17 protein-coding genes are annotated in these 14851 nt (G+C 69.8%); 4 read left to right on the top strand and 13 right to left on the bottom strand.

The window, feature by feature from the left end:
• The first annotated feature begins 85 nt into the window (after positions 1-85).
• Positions 86-496, top strand: coding sequence for a hypothetical protein (locus tag AB0H62_RS34630; RefSeq protein WP_220243967.1), 411 nt, complete (start codon positions 86-88; stop codon positions 494-496).
• 48 nt (positions 497-544) lie between these two features.
• Here AB0H62_RS34630 and AB0H62_RS34625 read toward each other — a convergent pair whose 3' ends face one another.
• The 4 genes from AB0H62_RS34625 to map form a co-directional block, all read right to left on the bottom strand.
• The gene (locus tag AB0H62_RS34625; RefSeq protein WP_220243968.1) at positions 545-1597 is read right to left on the bottom strand and encodes an alpha/beta fold hydrolase; all 1053 of its coding nucleotides are present in this window, start codon (positions 1595-1597) and stop codon (positions 545-547) included.
• 127 nt (positions 1598-1724) lie between these two features.
• Positions 1725-2588: an SDR family oxidoreductase gene (locus AB0H62_RS34620; RefSeq protein ID WP_360590763.1), complete on the bottom strand. Its 864-nt coding sequence runs from the start codon at positions 2586-2588 to the stop codon at positions 1725-1727.
• Positions 2589-2675: 87 nt separating this feature from the next.
• Complete coding sequence (locus AB0H62_RS34615) at positions 2676-3185, bottom strand: GNAT family N-acetyltransferase (RefSeq protein ID WP_360590761.1); 510 nt, start codon at positions 3183-3185, stop codon at positions 2676-2678.
• A gap of 16 nt (positions 3186-3201) precedes the next feature.
• Positions 3202-3969, bottom strand: coding sequence for a type I methionyl aminopeptidase (gene map, locus AB0H62_RS34610; RefSeq protein WP_360590759.1), 768 nt, complete (start codon positions 3967-3969; stop codon positions 3202-3204).
• Between the two features lie 47 nt (positions 3970-4016).
• Between map and AB0H62_RS34605 the strand changes: the two genes are divergently transcribed.
• Positions 4017-4496 (top strand): RidA family protein, encoded by a 480-nt coding sequence (locus tag AB0H62_RS34605; protein ID WP_360590757.1) that lies wholly within the window; start codon positions 4017-4019, stop codon positions 4494-4496.
• On the opposite strand, the gene AB0H62_RS34600 is transcribed toward AB0H62_RS34605, so the two are convergent.
• Positions 4493-5281, bottom strand: a complete 789-nt coding sequence (locus AB0H62_RS34600) for an FAD-dependent monooxygenase (RefSeq protein WP_360590925.1) — start codon at positions 5279-5281, stop codon at positions 4493-4495. The two genes, AB0H62_RS34605 and AB0H62_RS34600, sit on opposite strands and share 4 nt — an antisense overlap.
• A 41-nt stretch (positions 5282-5322) precedes the next feature.
• On the opposite strand from AB0H62_RS34600, the gene AB0H62_RS34595 reads away from it, so the two are divergent.
• Positions 5323-5583, top strand: a complete 261-nt coding sequence (locus AB0H62_RS34595) for a hypothetical protein (RefSeq protein ID WP_255638888.1) — start codon at positions 5323-5325, stop codon at positions 5581-5583.
• Here the strand turns inward: AB0H62_RS34595 and AB0H62_RS34590 are convergent.
• The gene (locus tag AB0H62_RS34590; protein ID WP_220243973.1) at positions 5570-6451 is read right to left on the bottom strand and encodes an alpha/beta hydrolase; all 882 of its coding nucleotides are present in this window, start codon (positions 6449-6451) and stop codon (positions 5570-5572) included. The genes AB0H62_RS34595 and AB0H62_RS34590 overlap by 14 nt on opposite strands.
• A 128-nt stretch (positions 6452-6579) precedes the next feature.
• On the opposite strand from AB0H62_RS34590, the gene AB0H62_RS34585 reads away from it, so the two are divergent.
• Positions 6580-7308, top strand: a complete 729-nt coding sequence (locus AB0H62_RS34585) for a class I SAM-dependent methyltransferase (protein ID WP_220243974.1) — start codon at positions 6580-6582, stop codon at positions 7306-7308.
• 4 nt (positions 7309-7312) lie between these two features.
• Here the strand turns inward: AB0H62_RS34585 and AB0H62_RS34580 are convergent, their stop codons facing one another.
• From AB0H62_RS34580 to AB0H62_RS34550, 7 genes are all read right to left on the bottom strand, one after another.
• Positions 7313-8470, bottom strand: a complete 1158-nt coding sequence (locus AB0H62_RS34580) for an acyl-CoA dehydrogenase family protein (protein WP_360590754.1) — start codon at positions 8468-8470, stop codon at positions 7313-7315.
• Positions 8467-10452: an acetyl-CoA carboxylase biotin carboxylase subunit gene (locus tag AB0H62_RS34575; protein WP_360590923.1), complete on the bottom strand. Its 1986-nt coding sequence runs from the start codon at positions 10450-10452 to the stop codon at positions 8467-8469. The genes AB0H62_RS34580 and AB0H62_RS34575 overlap by 4 nt, the downstream gene beginning before the upstream one ends.
• Positions 10453-10472: 20 nt before the next feature.
• Positions 10473-12086, bottom strand: a complete 1614-nt coding sequence (locus AB0H62_RS34570) for a carboxyl transferase domain-containing protein (RefSeq protein WP_360590752.1) — start codon at positions 12084-12086, stop codon at positions 10473-10475.
• Positions 12087-12215: 129 nt separating this feature from the next.
• Complete coding sequence (locus tag AB0H62_RS34565; protein ID WP_360590750.1) at positions 12216-13112, bottom strand: oxidoreductase; 897 nt, start codon at positions 13110-13112, stop codon at positions 12216-12218.
• A gap of 32 nt (positions 13113-13144) precedes the next feature.
• Positions 13145-13498, bottom strand: a complete 354-nt coding sequence (locus AB0H62_RS34560; RefSeq protein WP_360590748.1) for a VOC family protein — start codon at positions 13496-13498, stop codon at positions 13145-13147.
• Positions 13499-13545: 47 nt separating this feature from the next.
• The gene (locus tag AB0H62_RS34555; RefSeq protein WP_354864654.1) at positions 13546-14043 is read right to left on the bottom strand and encodes a hypothetical protein; all 498 of its coding nucleotides are present in this window, start codon (positions 14041-14043) and stop codon (positions 13546-13548) included.
• A 54-nt stretch (positions 14044-14097) separates the two neighbouring features.
• Positions 14098-14688 (bottom strand): TetR/AcrR family transcriptional regulator, encoded by a 591-nt coding sequence (locus AB0H62_RS34550; RefSeq protein ID WP_220243980.1) that lies wholly within the window; start codon positions 14686-14688, stop codon positions 14098-14100.
• Between the last annotated feature and the right edge of the window lie 163 nt (positions 14689-14851).

The following is a 14851-nucleotide window of genomic DNA, read 5'->3' as shown; positions in this document are numbered from 1 at the left end:
AACCCAAAATTCGCGGCTTACGAGCAGAATATCGGATTGATCTCCTGCCGATCGATTTCGACCCGTTTGCCTTAACCTTCCCGGCATGACGAATCCTGGGGAGTACGGCCCACCCAAGGGCCTGGGACAGGCGCGGATCTTCATGTGGATCCAGGTCGCCTTCAGCGTGCTCGGCTCGATCCTGATCGGGGCCGTCGCGGGCGCCTCCGCCGGGGGTTTCGCCGGGGTGCTGCTGGTGATCGTGGTGATCAACATCGTGATGGCGATCGCTCTTGCCGCCTGCGCGATCGTGCTCCCGCAAGGCAAGCAGTGGGCGTTCGTGACCGCCATCGTGGTCGAGGCCGTGATCATCATCAACGGCATCGTCACGCTGATCAGCAGCGGCTTTTCCGGCGTTTTGCCGCTGGTGTTCGCAGCCCTCGCCCTGCGTGGTCTGCTGCAGCGTGAAGTGCGTGATTGGATCACCGCTCGCAACGGTCAGGCGCCGGCGGTCTGAGCCGACGAAAAAGGGGCACCGGTTCCAGCCGGTGCCCCTTTTTTGCCGTCAGATGCGATCGTCGAGGAATTCGTCCAGATAAGTCCACGTGGTGCCCCGCGCTTTTCGCCCGGTCAGCACGCCGAGGTGGCCGCCGGGCGCGGTGCGGAAGCGCACTTCCGGCGCGTTTTCCAGCAGCCGCACCACGCGTTCCACCGAAGCCTGCGGGGCGATCGTGTCGTTCTCACCCGCGACGACGAGTACCGGAGCCTTCACGTCCGACAGGCTGATCTTGCGCCCGTTGAGGTCGACGGTGCCCTCGGCGAGGTCGTTGGTGCGGAAGAGCCGGTGGTAGAGCTGCCCGAACGTGCGGCCCGGGTAGGCGTACATGTTGTCCATGAAGTGGTCCACGGCCTCGATCTGCGCGAGGTAGTCGCGGTCGTCGAGGTGCGAGAGGATCGCGATGGGCTTCGTGATCTCCTTGCTGATGCCCGTCGCGCGGAACACGCGGGTGACCAAATAGGACGGTGCGCCGCCGAACGCGCGGTAGATCGGCGTGAGCAGGTGGCCGCCGGTGAGGTCGACGAGCGGGCGGAACGGCGCCACGATCGGGATCGCCGCGAAGTCGACCGGCGACGCGATGGCGGTGACGGACTCGATCGGCAGCTCGGGCTGGTCGGCGTTCACCAGCAGCGAGAAGATCCCGCCCAGCGACCACGACACCAGGTGCACGCCCTCGCCGCCCGCGTCCTCACTGACCTTGCGGATCGCGCGCGGCAGCACCTCGTCGATCCAGTGCTCGATGCCGAGGCGCCGGTCGGAGAACGCGACGTTGCCGTAGTCGACGAGGTAGACGTTGCGCCCGGCCTCCACCAGGTGCTCGATCAGGCTGCAGCCGCGGCGCAGGTCGAAGCACAGCGCGGGCGCGGCCAGCGGCGGCACGAGCAGGATCGGCGGCCCCGACACCGGCGCGCCGCTGTGGGTCATCCGGTACAGCGAGCGGTTCGGGCCCTGGTCGATGAGCACCCGGGGCATCGGGCGCAGGTCGGCGACGCCGCCGTGCAGCACCTTCCCCACGACGTTCGACGCCGCTGCGGCCAGCCGTGCCGTGGGTGAAACCATGTGTGCCTCCTGAGCTCGACCTCTCGGAGGCAATCTTGCCCGTGGCCGGGGGTGGCATCAACACCGCCACACTTGCAAGCACCCGGCAAGCACGTCCATTTCGGACAGTGTTCGGTGACCGGGAACCCTAGTTCCCCGCGTCGGCCGCCGGAGCGCTCTGAGCAGCGCGGGACTCGTATTCCGCCCGCGCCCGAGAATGCGCGGCCGACGCCAGCAGCTGATCACCGCCGAGCGCGCGCACGAACCATTCGCCGAACGCGCGCGGGAACAGCCGCGTGATCCGGCCCGTGAAATCCAGGGATTTCGGCACGAAAACATCGAACTTCGGGTATTTCAGGGCATCCGCGATCGCCGCCGCGACGTCTTCGGGCCCCACGGACTTGATGAACTTCGCCTCGCCGAGCCCGGACGCCAGCTCCGTGCGCACCACCGCCGGCATCACGCACGACACCGACACGCCCGTACCGCGCAGCTCGAGGTGCACCGCCTCCGACAGCCCGACCACGGCGTGCTTGGTCGCGCAGTACGTGGCCGCGCCCGGGAACCCGGACTTCCCGGCCATCGAAGCGATGTTCACGATGTGCCCGGTCCGCCGCGGCTTCATCCGCTTCACGGCTTCGCGCGTGCCGTGGATGACCGCGTGCAGATTGATCTCCAGCATCCGCCGCGTCGCCGCGTCGTCCTCCTCGTCGAGCGGCGCCAGCGGCATGATGCCGGCGTTGTTGATCAGCACGTCGATGGGCCCGACCTGGCGCTCGACCTCGTCGAGGAACTCGGTGAACGCTTTCGTGTCGGTCACGTCCAGCGCCAGCGCGACGGCCTCCGGCCCCAGCTCACCGGCCGTCTTCTCCGCGCGGACGTGGTCGAGGTCGCCCAGCACCACCCGCGCGCCGAGCCGCTTGAGCGCGGTGGCCGTTGCGGCCCCGATGCCCTGCGCGCTACCGGTGATGACGATGACCTTTCCGGACAGCGTTCGCGGCTGCTTGGCCATGGCTGGCTCCTCTTGCTTCGGGGCACTGTTGGCGTCGTGTCAATATCGTGCCCCGGCGCGTCGCCGAGCGCCAGCCGACTGCCCCGATCAGAGGCGTCGCTCGAAGACCTGACCGATCCAGCCGTCGACGTCGAAGCGGACCGTCGGCGTGAAGCCCTGGCCCTCGTAGTAGCGCTGCAGCTCACCGTCGCCGCCGGCCCAGCAGTCGACGCGCACGAGGCCGATGCCGCGTTTCCGGGCTTCCTCCAGCGAGTGCTCCAGCAGCCGCGCGCCCACCCGGTGACCCGCGAACCGGCGCGACGTGATGAGCAGCCCGATGTACAGCTCCCGCTCCCCGGCCGGCGGCACGTACTTCGGGCATTCCTCGCGGACGATCAACGCCCCCGCGGGCTCACCGTCGACCTCGGCGATGCCGAGACCCGGCTCCGTCGCCATGTCGGCCACGCGCGAGGCCCGGTGCGGAATGCCGCTCCACGGCTGATCACCCCACTGACCGGCGCTGCCGCGCGCGACCAGCCACTCGACCGCCTCGTCGAAGAAGCGCAGCAACGTGTCGGCGTCGCCGGGTTCGCCTGGGCGGATCGTGAAAGTCCCCATCCTCGACGTTGTACCCCTAGGGCAGTGTCAGGACCAGCGGCCCGGCCTCGGTGATCGCGACGGTGTGCTCCGAGTGCGACGCGCGGGTGCCGTCGGTGGTGTGGACGGTCCAGCCGTCGTCGGCGTGCCGGTAGTCGTCGAGGCCGCCGCGGGTGAACATGGGCTCGAGGGCGAGGACCAGGCCGGGCCGCAGGCGCGGGCCGCGACCGGGGCGGCCGTCGTTGGGCACCGGCGGGTCCTCGTGCATCGCGCGGCCGATGCCGTGGCCGCCGTGGTCTTCGGTGACGCCGTAACCCGACGCGCGGCCGATCGAGGCGATGGCGGCCGAAATGTCGCCCATCTTCGCGCCGGGCCGCGCGGCCGCGATGCCTGCCGCGAGCGCCTTTTCCGTCGCGGCGATCAAGGCGAGGTCGGCCGAGTCCGCTGCGCCGACGACGAAGCTCACCGCGGCGTCGCCGTGCCAGCCGTCGATGGACGCGCCGCAGTCGATGCTCAGCAGGTCGCCGTCGCGTAGCCGGTACCGGCCGGGGATGCCGTGGACGACGGCGTCGTTGACGCTGGCGCAGATCACGCCCGGGTACGGCGTCGGCGCCCAGTTCGGGTGGTAGCCGAGGAACGACGGCTTCGCGCCGGCGTCGGCCATCACCTTAGCGGCGACGGCGTCCAGCTCGGCCAGCGAAACGCCGATGTCCGCGGCCTCCCGCACCGCAACCAGCGTCTGGGCCACCACGCGGCCCGCCTCCCGCATCACCGCGAGCTCGGTCGCGGTCTTCAGCTCCACCATGCGGATAACTATACCGGTATTACTATCCCAGCCCGTACGCTCCCGTCGTGCACATCGAAAACCGCCTGGCCGAGCTCGGCCTGCAGCTGCCGGAGCCGATGAACCCGCCGCCCGGCGTCACGCTCTCGTTTCCGTGGGTCCGCGTCTTCCGCGACCGCGCTTTCGTTTCAGGCCACGGCCCGTTGCTACCCGACGGGTCCCTCGCCGGCCCGTTCGGCAAGGTCGGCGCCGAGGTCACCGAGGAACAGGCGTATGCGGCCGCCCGCCTGACCGCGCTCGCGGTGCTCACCTCACTGAAGCGCGCGCTCGGCGACCTCGACCGTGTCACGGCGTGGCTGCACGTGTTCGGCATGGTCAACACCGCGCCCGGGTTCGCCCGCACTCCAGCCGTGGTCAACGGTTTTTCCGACCTCATCGTGCAGCTGTGGGGCGCGGACGCGGGTGACCACGCGCGCTCGGCGGTCGGCCTCGCCGAGCTGCCGTTCGGCATTCCGGTGGAGATCGAGGCGGAAGTGGCGATCGACTAACCGCCGGCGTACCCGAATCGCACCGGGGTCCCGTTCGTACCGCGGGCGGCGATGTAGCCGTCAGGACGCACGAGCAGCCAGCCGTCGCCGAGTTGCAGGTCCTCGGCCACCGGATCGGCCACGGGGCATCCGGTCAGCCCGGGCGCCGCGGGACTCGCCGTGGCGCGGTGCCCGAGCAGCCAGCGCGGATCACGCAGCCGGTCGAGAAAATCGCGCCAGCCGGGCGTCTTCGCAGCCGAAGGGCCGACGCGGGTGACGCGCTCGCCGGGCGCCGGAGTTCCGGGACCGGGCGAGGTGAGCGGGCTGTCGGCATAGCGCGACGCGAGCGCCTGAGTACGGCCGATGATCTCGCGGCCCGCACTGTCCACTCCGGACTGATCGGAGAGGTCGCCGTGCATCACGTAGTCGGTGATCATCGCGGTGGCGTCGAGCAGTGCGGAGCCGACCGGGACGCGTTCGAGCGAGTACGTGTCCAGCAGGGCCGCGCCGGCGTCTCCCGCACAGGCGGCCGCCAGTTTCCAGCCCAGGTTGAACGCGTCCTGCAGCCCGGTGTTCATGCCCTGACCGCCGGCCGGGCTGTGGACGTGGGCGGCGTCGCCCGCGACGAAGCAGCGGCCGGACTGCATGGTGGGGACCGCGCGTTGCTGGATGGTGAACGGTTTGATCCAGTCGCGGATCCGCACTCGCGGCCGGGCGCCCGTCGCCGCGGCGAGGCGGCCGCGGAAGCGTTCGGCGACGGCGGCCGGAGTCTCGTCGCCGCTGGCGGTCCATGCGGTGTCGGTCAGGCGCCAGCGCCCCGGCTCCGGATGCCGACGTGGTCGCGTCGATGCGGGAAACCCCGCAGTGGCAAGAAGATCTCGCGCTCGCGCACACCACTGCGTACGACGCGGCGATCGTCGAGGCGGGGTTACCCGAGGTCTCCGTGCCGGCGCGGTTCGTGCTGGGTGGCGCCAGCCCGACCCGCATGGTTGACGGGGTGCGCCGCTACGCCGCCCGGCTGGGTGCGGAGGTGCGCGTGCTCGACGACCAGCAGCACTTCGCCCAGCGCACCGCACCCGCCGCGCTGGCCGCGGTCATCGTGTCTTGACCAGCGCCGCGATCCGCGTCGCGAAGTCCGCCCACAACTCGCGCGGCAGGCTGTGCCCCATGCCGGGCACCACCACGAGCTCCGCCCCGGGAATCGCGTCCGCCGTTGCGCGGCCGCCGCTGAGGTCGCACATGCGGTCGGCGTCGCCGTGGATGACCAGGGTGGGCACGTCCAGCCCTCGCAGCCGGTCCGTGCGGTCGCCCGACGCCACCACGGCGACGGCTTGCCGCGGCATGCCCAGTGCGGGGTAGCCCCGGTCGAACGTCCGCCCCGCTCGCTCGGCGACGGCAGCTTCGTCGAACTCGAACCCCGGCGACCCGGTGATCCGCGACGCTCGCACCTGCCACGCCACGAACGCCTCCCGCTCGCTCGGCGGCTGTCCCATCTCGGCCAAGATCGACGGGTCGGGCGCACCCACACCCGGGGCGCCGGTCGTGGACATGATGGACGTCAGCGTCCGCACCCGATCGGGGTGCTCGATGGCGACCATCTGCGCGATCATCCCGCCGAGCGACGCTCCGACGAGGTGTGCGCTCTCCAGCCCGAGCAGATCAAGCAGCCCTACCGTGTCACCCGCGAGGTCCGACAGCGTGTAGGACGCCGTCGCGAAATCCCCCGCGAGAACGGCCGGGAAATCCGGCACGGGCGCGTCGTCGAAATGCGTGGACCGGCCGGAGTCGCGGTTGTCGAAGCGGATCACGTGCAGGCCGCGGTCCACCAGTTCCCGGCAGAACTCCTCAGGCCAGTTGATCATCTGCGCGCCACCGCCCATGATCAGCACGACCGGCGGCATTCCGGGGTCACCGAAGCGTTCGTACGCCAGCTCGATTCCGGACGGGCCGACGTTCAGTGCTTGTTCCTCAGGCATGCCGACCACAGTAATCATTCGGCGGTGCCGAAACATCGCCCCGCGGGCCGATGTTTCCGGCTTGCCACCCGGGTTATGGTGAAAGGGGATCGACCGGCAGTCCGGCGTTTTCTGCCATGATCGATCGCATGACTCCGGACAATCAGACACTGCCGGCCAACGACTACAACAGCTTCGCCGAGGCGTACGCGGCTCAGAACGAGAGCGGCATCCAGAACGCCTACTACGAGCAGCCCGCGATGCTGGAGCTCGCCGGCGACGTCACCGGAAGACGGATTCTCGACGCCGGCTGCGGCGCCGGCCCGCTGTCCGAGGCGCTGCGCGATCGCGGCGCGATCATGTCCGGGTTCGACCTCAGCGCCGGCATGCTGGAGCTGGCCCGCCGCCGGCTCGGGCCCGAAGCCGACCTGCGCGTCGCCGATCTGGCCGAACCGTTGCCCTACACCGACAACGCGTTCGACGACATAATCGCGTCCCTCGTGCTGCATTACCTGGAGGACTGGGGCCCTTCGCTCACCGAGCTGCGGCGCATCCTCAAGCCGGGCGGCCGCCTGCTGATCTCGGTCGACCACCCCTTCGCGATCCACGCCCTGCAGCGCATGGAAGGCATCAAGACCAACTACTTCGAGACGTACAACTGGACCGAAGAGTGGACGTTCGGCAGCCAGACCATCCCGATGTCGTTCTGGATGCGGCCGCTGCACGCAATGACCGCCGCCTTCACCGCGGCGGGCTTCGAGATCTCCGTGATCAGCGAACCCATGCCCGCGCCAGAGGCTCGCGAGCTGTGGCCCGAGGACTACCGCCTGCTCACGATCAGCCCGAGCTTCCTGTTCTTCGTGCTGACCGCGAGCTGACGTACTAGCCCGCGACGCCGAGGTGGCGAGCGATGAGCATCCGCTGCACCTCGCTCGTCCCCTCGCCGATCTCCAGGATCTTCGCGTCACGGTAGAAGCGGCTGACCGGGTATTCGTTCATGAAGCCGTAGCCGCCGTAGATCTGGGTGGCGTCGCGGGCGTTGTCCATGGCGGCGTCGGAGGCGACGAGCTTCGCGATGGACGCTTCCTTCTTGAAGGGTTCGCCGCGCAGCATCTTCGACGCCGCCTGGTAATACGCGAGGCGCGCGGTGTGGGTGCGCACCTCCATGTCGGCGATCTTGAACTGGATCGCCTGGTACTCGCCGATCCGGTGGCCGAAGGCGACGCGATCCTTCGCGTACTTGAGGCACTCGTCGACGCAGCCCTGGGCCAGACCCACACTCAAGGCGGCGATCGCGACCCGGCCTTCGTCCAGAATGGACAGGAACTGCGCGTAGCCGCGGCCGCGGATGCCGACGAGGTTCTCCGCCGGCACGCGAACGTCCGCAAAGGACAGCTCGTGCGTGTCCGAGCAGTTCCAGCCGACCTTGGAGTACTTGGGCGCCACGGCGAAGCCCGGCGTGCCCGAGGGCACGAGGATCGCGGAGATCTCCTTGCGGCCGTTCTCCATCACGTCGGTGACCGCCGTGACGGTGACCAGCCGCGTGATGTCGGTGCCGGAGTTGGTGATGAACGCCTTGCTGCCGTTGATCACCCACTGGTCGCCGTCGAGCTTGGCCCGGGTGCGCGTGGCGCCGGCGTCCGAACCGCCGCCCGGTTCCGTGAGGCCGAAGCCGCCGAGGGCCTCGCCGGAGCACAGGGCGGGCAGCCAGGTTTTCTTCTGCTCCTGCGTGCCGAAGCGGTAGATCGGCATCGCGCCGAGGGAAACGCCGGCCTCCAGCGTGATCGCGACCGACGAGTCGACCCGCGCCAGCTCCTCCAACGCCAGGCACAGCGCGAAGTAGTCGCCGCCCATGCCGCCGAACTCCTCGGCGAACGGCAGGCCGAACAGGCCCATCTCCCCCATCTTGGCGACGAGCTCGTACGGGAACTGTTCCTTCTCGTACATCGGCCCGATCACCGGCGCGACCTCGTTGTGCGCGAAGTCCTCGACCGTCTTGCGCAGCGCCTCGTACTCTTCGTCCAGCCGGAAGTCGATCATCGTTGCTCCTCGCTCGGGCTCACCACGGCCAGGCTTTCGTCCAACGCCACCTGCTGGCCCGCGCGCGCCGAAAGCTCGCTCACCACGCCGTCGATCGGCGCGGTCACGGTGTGTTCCATCTTCATCGCTTCCACGACCAGCAACGGTGTGCCGGCCGCGACCACGTCGCCCTGGGCGACCTTGACCACCAGGACCGTGCCCGGCATCGGGCTCTTCACCGGCCCGGCGCCCGCGGCTTCACCACGCGCCGCCAGCCGCACTTCCTGGTCCGCGAACGCGAAACCGAAGCCGTCGCGCGCGAGCCAGACCGTCCGTTGTGGACCGTCGGCGCGGCGGTAGCGCTCGATCCCGCTGTCGCGTCGAACTTCCAGCACGTCGCCGACGCGGGCTGCGGTGGCCTCGACCGGTTCGTTGTCGTCGACCTGCACGGTGGCCTTGAAAACGGGCCCCGTCACCCGCACCACGGCCTGGACCTCGCCGACGCGCAGGCGGAACGTGACCCCGCCTCCGCCGCCGATGCGCCACCCGGTGGGCACGTCCCACGGGTCCACCACGGAACCCTGGGGTTGCAACGAAAGCAACCGGTCGAGCGCCGCCGCCACGAAGAACCCTTCGGGCACCTCCGACGACACCAGCGACGACAGCCGCCGGTCCACCAGCTCCGTGTCGAGCCGGCCCGCGCGCACGTCCTCGTCGGCGAGCAGGGCGCGCAGGAACGCGATGTTCGTGCCCAGACCCAGCAACGCCGTGTCCGCCAACGCGCGGTCGAGCTTGCGCAACGCCGCCGTGCGGTTGGGGCCGTAAGCGATCACCTTGGCCAGCATCGGGTCGTAGTTCGACCCGACCACCGCGCCCTCGGTCATCCACGAGTCCACGCGCACGCCGTCGCCCGACGGCTCGTGCACGGCGAGCACCGTGCCGCCGGTCGGAATGAAGCCGCGCGCGGGATCCTCCGCGTACACGCGGGCTTCGACGGCGTGGCCTTCGAGACGCACGTCCTCCTGCTTCACCGTCAGCGGCTCACCTGCGGCCACGCGGACCTGCCACGCCACGAGGTCGAGCCCGGTCACCATCTCCGTGACGGGGTGCTCCACCTGCAGCCGCGTGTTCATCTCCATGAAGAAGAACTCGTCCGCGTCGTGCGCCGACATGATGAACTCGACGGTGCCCGCGCCGACGTAGCCCACGGACCGCGCGGCCTCGGCCGCGGCGGCGCCCATCTTCTGGCGCGTGGCCTCGTCGAGCAGCACCGACGGGGCCTCTTCGATGATCTTCTGGTGCCGCCGCTGCAGGCTGCACTCGCGTTCGCCGAGGTGCAGGACGTTGCCGTGCTTGTCGGCCAGCACCTGGATCTCGATGTGGCGCGGCGTGGTGACGAACCGCTCCACTAGCAGTGTGTCGTCGCCGAACGAACCCCGGGCCTCGCGGCGAGCGGACTCGATCGCGGCGGCGAGCTCCGACTCCTCGTGCACGAGCCGCATGCCCTTGCCGCCACCGCCCGCGGACGGCTTCAGCAGCACCGGGTAACCCACCCCTGCCACCGCCTCGGCGAACCCGCCCTCGGGAATGTCCATATCGGACACTCCGCGGACGACGGGCACGCCGGCCGCGGACACCGTGGCCTTGGCGCGGATCTTGTCGCCCATCTGCTCGATCGCGGCGACGGGCGGGCCGATGAACACCAGACCGGCCTCTTCACAGGCACGCGCGAACGCGGCGTTCTCGGCGAGGAAGCCGTAACCCGGGTGCACGGCCTGCGCGCCCGTCACCTGGGCCGCAGCGACGATGGCCGGTATCGACAAATAGCTTTTCGCCGCCTCGGCCGGGCCGAGGCGCACCGCGGTGTCGGCCTCGCGCACGTGCTTGGCGTCGGCGTCCGCGTCGCTGTAGACCGCGACCGAGCGGATGCCCAGCTCCCGCAGCGAGCGGATCACGCGGACCGCGATCTCGCCTCGGTTGGCGACCAGGACCGTGGTGAACAAAGAACCGTCAGACACGCTCATCACATCCGGAAAACGCCGTAGTTGACCTCGGGCAGGGGCGCGTTGGCCGCGGCCGACAGCGCGAGCCCGAGCACCGTGCGGGTGTCCGCCGGGTCGATCACGCCGTCGTCCCACAGCCGCGCGGTGGAGTAGTACGGGCTGCCCTGGTGCTCGTACTGGTCGCGGATCGGCGCCTTGAACGCGTCCTCGTCCTCGGCCGACCACTCGCCGCCGCGGGCTTCGATCGCGTCGCGGCGGACCGTGGACAGCACCGAAGCCGCCTGCTCGCCGCCCATCACGGAGATCCGCGCGTTGGGCCACATCCACAGGAACCGCGGCGAGTACGCCCGGCCGCACATCGAGTAGTTGCCGGCGCCGAACGAGCCGCCGATGATCACGGTGAACTTCGGTACCCGCGCACACGCGACGGCCGTGACCATTTTCGCGCCGTGCTTCGCGATGCCGCCGGCCTCATACGCCTTGCCGACCATGAAGCCGGTGATGTTCTGCAGGAACACCAAGGGAATCGAGCGGCGGTCGCACAGTTCGATGAAGTGCGCGCCCTTCATGGCCGACTCGGCGAACAGCACGCCGTTGTTGGCGATGATGCCCACCGGGTGGCCGTGGATGTGCGCGAAGCCGGTGACGAGCGTGGCGCCGTATTCCTTCTTGAACTCGGAGAACCGGCTGCCGTCGACCACGCGCGCGATCACCTCGCGCACGTCGTACGGGGTGCGCGAATCGGTGGGCACCACACCGTAGAGCTCGCGCGGGTCTGCCGCCGGCTCCTCGACGGGCCGCACGTCCCACGGCCGCGGCGTGCGCGGGCCGAGTGTGGAGACGATGTCGCGGACGATGCGCAGCGCGTGGGCGTCGTCGTCGGCGAGGTGGTCGGTGACGCCGGACTGGCGCGAGTGCACGTCGCCGCCGCCCAGCTCTTCGGCCGTGACGACCTCACCGGTCGCCGCCTTCACCAGCGGCGGGCCGCCGAGGAAGATCGTGCCCTGGTTGCGGACGATCACCGCTTCGTCGCTCATGGCCGGCACGTACGCGCCGCCCGCCGTGCACGAGCCGAGCACGGCCGCGATCTGCGGGATGCCGCGCGCGGACATGGTGGCCTGGTTGTAGAAGATGCGCCCGAAGTGCTCGCGGTCGGGGAACACGTCGTCCTGGCGCGGCAGGAACGCGCCGCCGGAGTCGACGAGGTAGATGCACGGGAGGTTGTTGTGCAGCGCCACTTCCTGGGCGCGCAGGTGCTTCTTGACCGTCAGCGGGTAGTACGTGCCACCTTTGACGGTGGCGTCGTTGGCCACGATCACGCACTCACGCCCGGAGACTCGCCCGACGCCGGTGATGATCCCGGCGCTCGGTGCCTCGTCGTCGTAGAGGCCGTTGGCCGCGAGCGGCGAGAGCTCAAGGAACGGCGAACCCGGGTCCAGCAACGTGTCGACGCGGTCGCGCGGCAGCAGCTTGCCGCGTTCGACATGCCGGACACGGGACTTCTCGGGACCGCCGAGGCGGGCGGCGTCCAGGCGCTTGCGCAGGTCCTCGACGAGCTCGCCGTGCGAGGTGACGCTGCGGGCGAACGCGTCGCTGCGCGGATCCGCGGAACTGCTCAGTACCGGCGTGTCCATGACTCCCCGTCGAGACGTTGGTGATCCAAGACGTCCGTGATCCAGACGTTAGCGGTCGTTAACTCACCTTCGGATGTTAGCGACCGCTAACCGGAGTGTCCAGCCAGGGTCCGGGGGCTCACACCCGCGTCATCCCGGCCCGTCGCCGGTGGCTGCGAGCAGTGGAACCACGACGTCGCTGACGGGTGTCGGGATGCCGTGGTGGCGCCCGCGGCGCAGCACAACCCCGTTGCGGACGTCCCATTCCAGCGGCCGGCCGGCTTCCCGATCAGCCAGAATCGACGTGCCCATGTCCGCCGGATAGGCCCGGAACGTATCGATGATTTCCCGGGGCACCTCGTCATCGAGGTTGGCACCCTCGGCCCGGGCCACGGCGAGACACTCCCGCAGGTAGGCGAGCCCGAGCTCGGCGATATCGGCCCGTGTGAACATGCCGGCCCGCCGGCCGGTGAGGGCCATGAGCCCCGCGAGCGCGTTCTGCATGAGCTTGCGCCAGGCCAACGAGCGGAAATCGGCCGCTGCCTCGACGGTGCACAAGCTCCCGGCCAGCGCCTCGGACACCGCACGGCCCGGCTCGGTGTCCGGCACCGTCAAGCGGGCCTGGGCGCGCAGCCACACCGACCCGTCGGCCCGGGTCTGCGCCGGGAACCACACGACACTGGGCAGCACCCGGCCGAGGCGGGTGTGTTCCGCGACGACAGTTTCCTGCTCGACCCCGTTCTGGAGAACGCAGACGATCGTGTCCGCTCGGCACAGCGCGGCCAGCCAGGGCGCTGCCGCCTCGACCTGCGTCGCCTTGACTGCCAGGAAAACGAGGTCGACCGGGGTCACGTCCTGGGTGACGTCGACCTGGACCGGGCCGGGCACCACGAGGTGACCGGCCGGTGCGTGCAGCTCGAGCCGGTCTCGAGCGGTGCGGCCGCACAGCCGGGGCGTGCGTCCGACCTGGTGGAGTGCGGCCGCGATGGTCGTCCCGATCGCTCCCGGGCCGACCACAGCGACGGTCGAGGTTCCGGACGTCGTCATCCTTGGCTGTCTCCCGCTGACCGTGGCCGGCGTCAGGCCGACTGCCACAGCTCGATGCGGTTGCCCTCAGGGTCGGTGACCCAGCCGAAGCGGCCGACGCCGTCCATCTGCTGCGTCTCCTCGGCCACTTCGGCGCCTTTGTCGCGCAGCTGGGCGAGCATGGCGTCGAGATCGAGGACGCGGAAGTTGAGCATGGTCTGCTGCGACTTCGAGCCGAAGTAGTCGGTGCCGGCCTCGAACGGCGCGAAGACGGTGGGGCCGGGTTGTTGCTGCCACACCCCGTTCTCGTCGGCGTCGAGGCCGAGGCAGTCGCGGTACCAGGCGCCCAGGGCCGCCGGGTCCGCAGCGCGGATGAAGTAGCCGCCGATGCCGAGCACGCGTTCCATGGCCGTGATCCTGCCAGCGCGGCGGGCGTTTGTCCGGGACCCGCGACTCAGTCGGTGACGGCGTCGGAGATCCAGTCGGCGACGGGGAGATCGCGGTCGAGGCATTCGACCGACAGCCGGATCGTCCAGCGCAGCGCTTGGAGCACGAGGCTGTCGACCTCGTTGGGCGCGGCGTTGGCCAACGCGATCTCCACCTGCTCGCGCGCGGCGGCGGTGTTGCCGTGCACTTCGGCGAGCAGCGTGCGCACGGCGGTGCGCACGGGTGGGTCGGCCTGGTCGATGGAGACCTCTTCGCCGTCCTCGTCGAAGACCTGGACCTTCACAGGGGCCGTGCCGCCGTCACCGAGCGTGGACACCATGGCGCTGCACTCGCCGAACAGCAGCAGCATGAGCTCCTTCGTCTCGTCCGAGCGCGCCTGCGGCTCGTCGGACGACGGGGTGACCTCTTCGAGCGCCTCGGCGTCCTCGCCGAGGCTGATGGCGACGAGCGCGCGCTGCGCCTTCTCCACGAGCCGCTGCTCGTCCTCGCTCCGGTCCGGGGTCACGTGCCTATCAAACACCAGCACCGGCTTCCGTGGGGATACCCCGAATCCGGGTGATCAGCCCGCTGCGGAAAGTGCGCCCAGAGCGAGCCGGCACAGCAGCTCGGACAGCTCTGCGTCACCGAGATGGCGGTTGTACGGCGTCGAGTTGATCAAGCCGAACACGGCGTGTGCCGCCGAGCGGGCTTCGCGCTCTTCGAGGCCAGGGATCGCGTCGCGGATCGCGCGCACCCACACCTCGACGTACTGCCGCTGAAGCGCGCGCACCTGCTTGCGGTCACTGTCGGTGAGATTCGCGAGGTTACGTTCCTGCACGGTGATCAGCGCCGGGTGATCGAGCGCGAAGCCGACGTGGAAGCGCACCAGCGCTTCGAGGAGCTCGAGCGGCGTGCCGCCCGTCTCGGCGCGGTCGGTGCCGCCTTCGAGCAGGTAGTGGCTGATCGAGTTCAGCATCTCGCCGAGGATGGCGTCCTTGCTGCGGAAGTGGCGGTAGAGCGCCGGGCCCGAGATGCCGACGGCCGCGCCGATGTCGTCGATCCCGACACCGTGGAAGCCGTGGTGGGCGAACAGTTCGGCGGCCGCGGCCATGATCTGTTCACGCCTGTTCGCCTTCTCGCCGTTCACGAGTGGGGTGAGGTTCGCCGGCATCCGCTCATAGTAGGGCGGCGGGTTAGCGACCGCTAACTTCCGGCCCTACTTAGTGCGTGAGCCAAGTGGGGTCACCTGGGATTTCTGGGGTGCCGGGTGGGGATTCCACCTGGTATTTGTTCTTCTCGTCGAACCGTCACGACTGGAGTGACCATGGCTGAAG

Origin of the sequence: Amycolatopsis sp. NPDC050768 (assembly GCF_040654155.1) — a bacterium.
GTDB lineage: Bacteria > Actinomycetota > Actinomycetes > Mycobacteriales > Pseudonocardiaceae > Amycolatopsis.
This window is presented reverse-complemented; position numbering and strand designations above follow the sequence as displayed.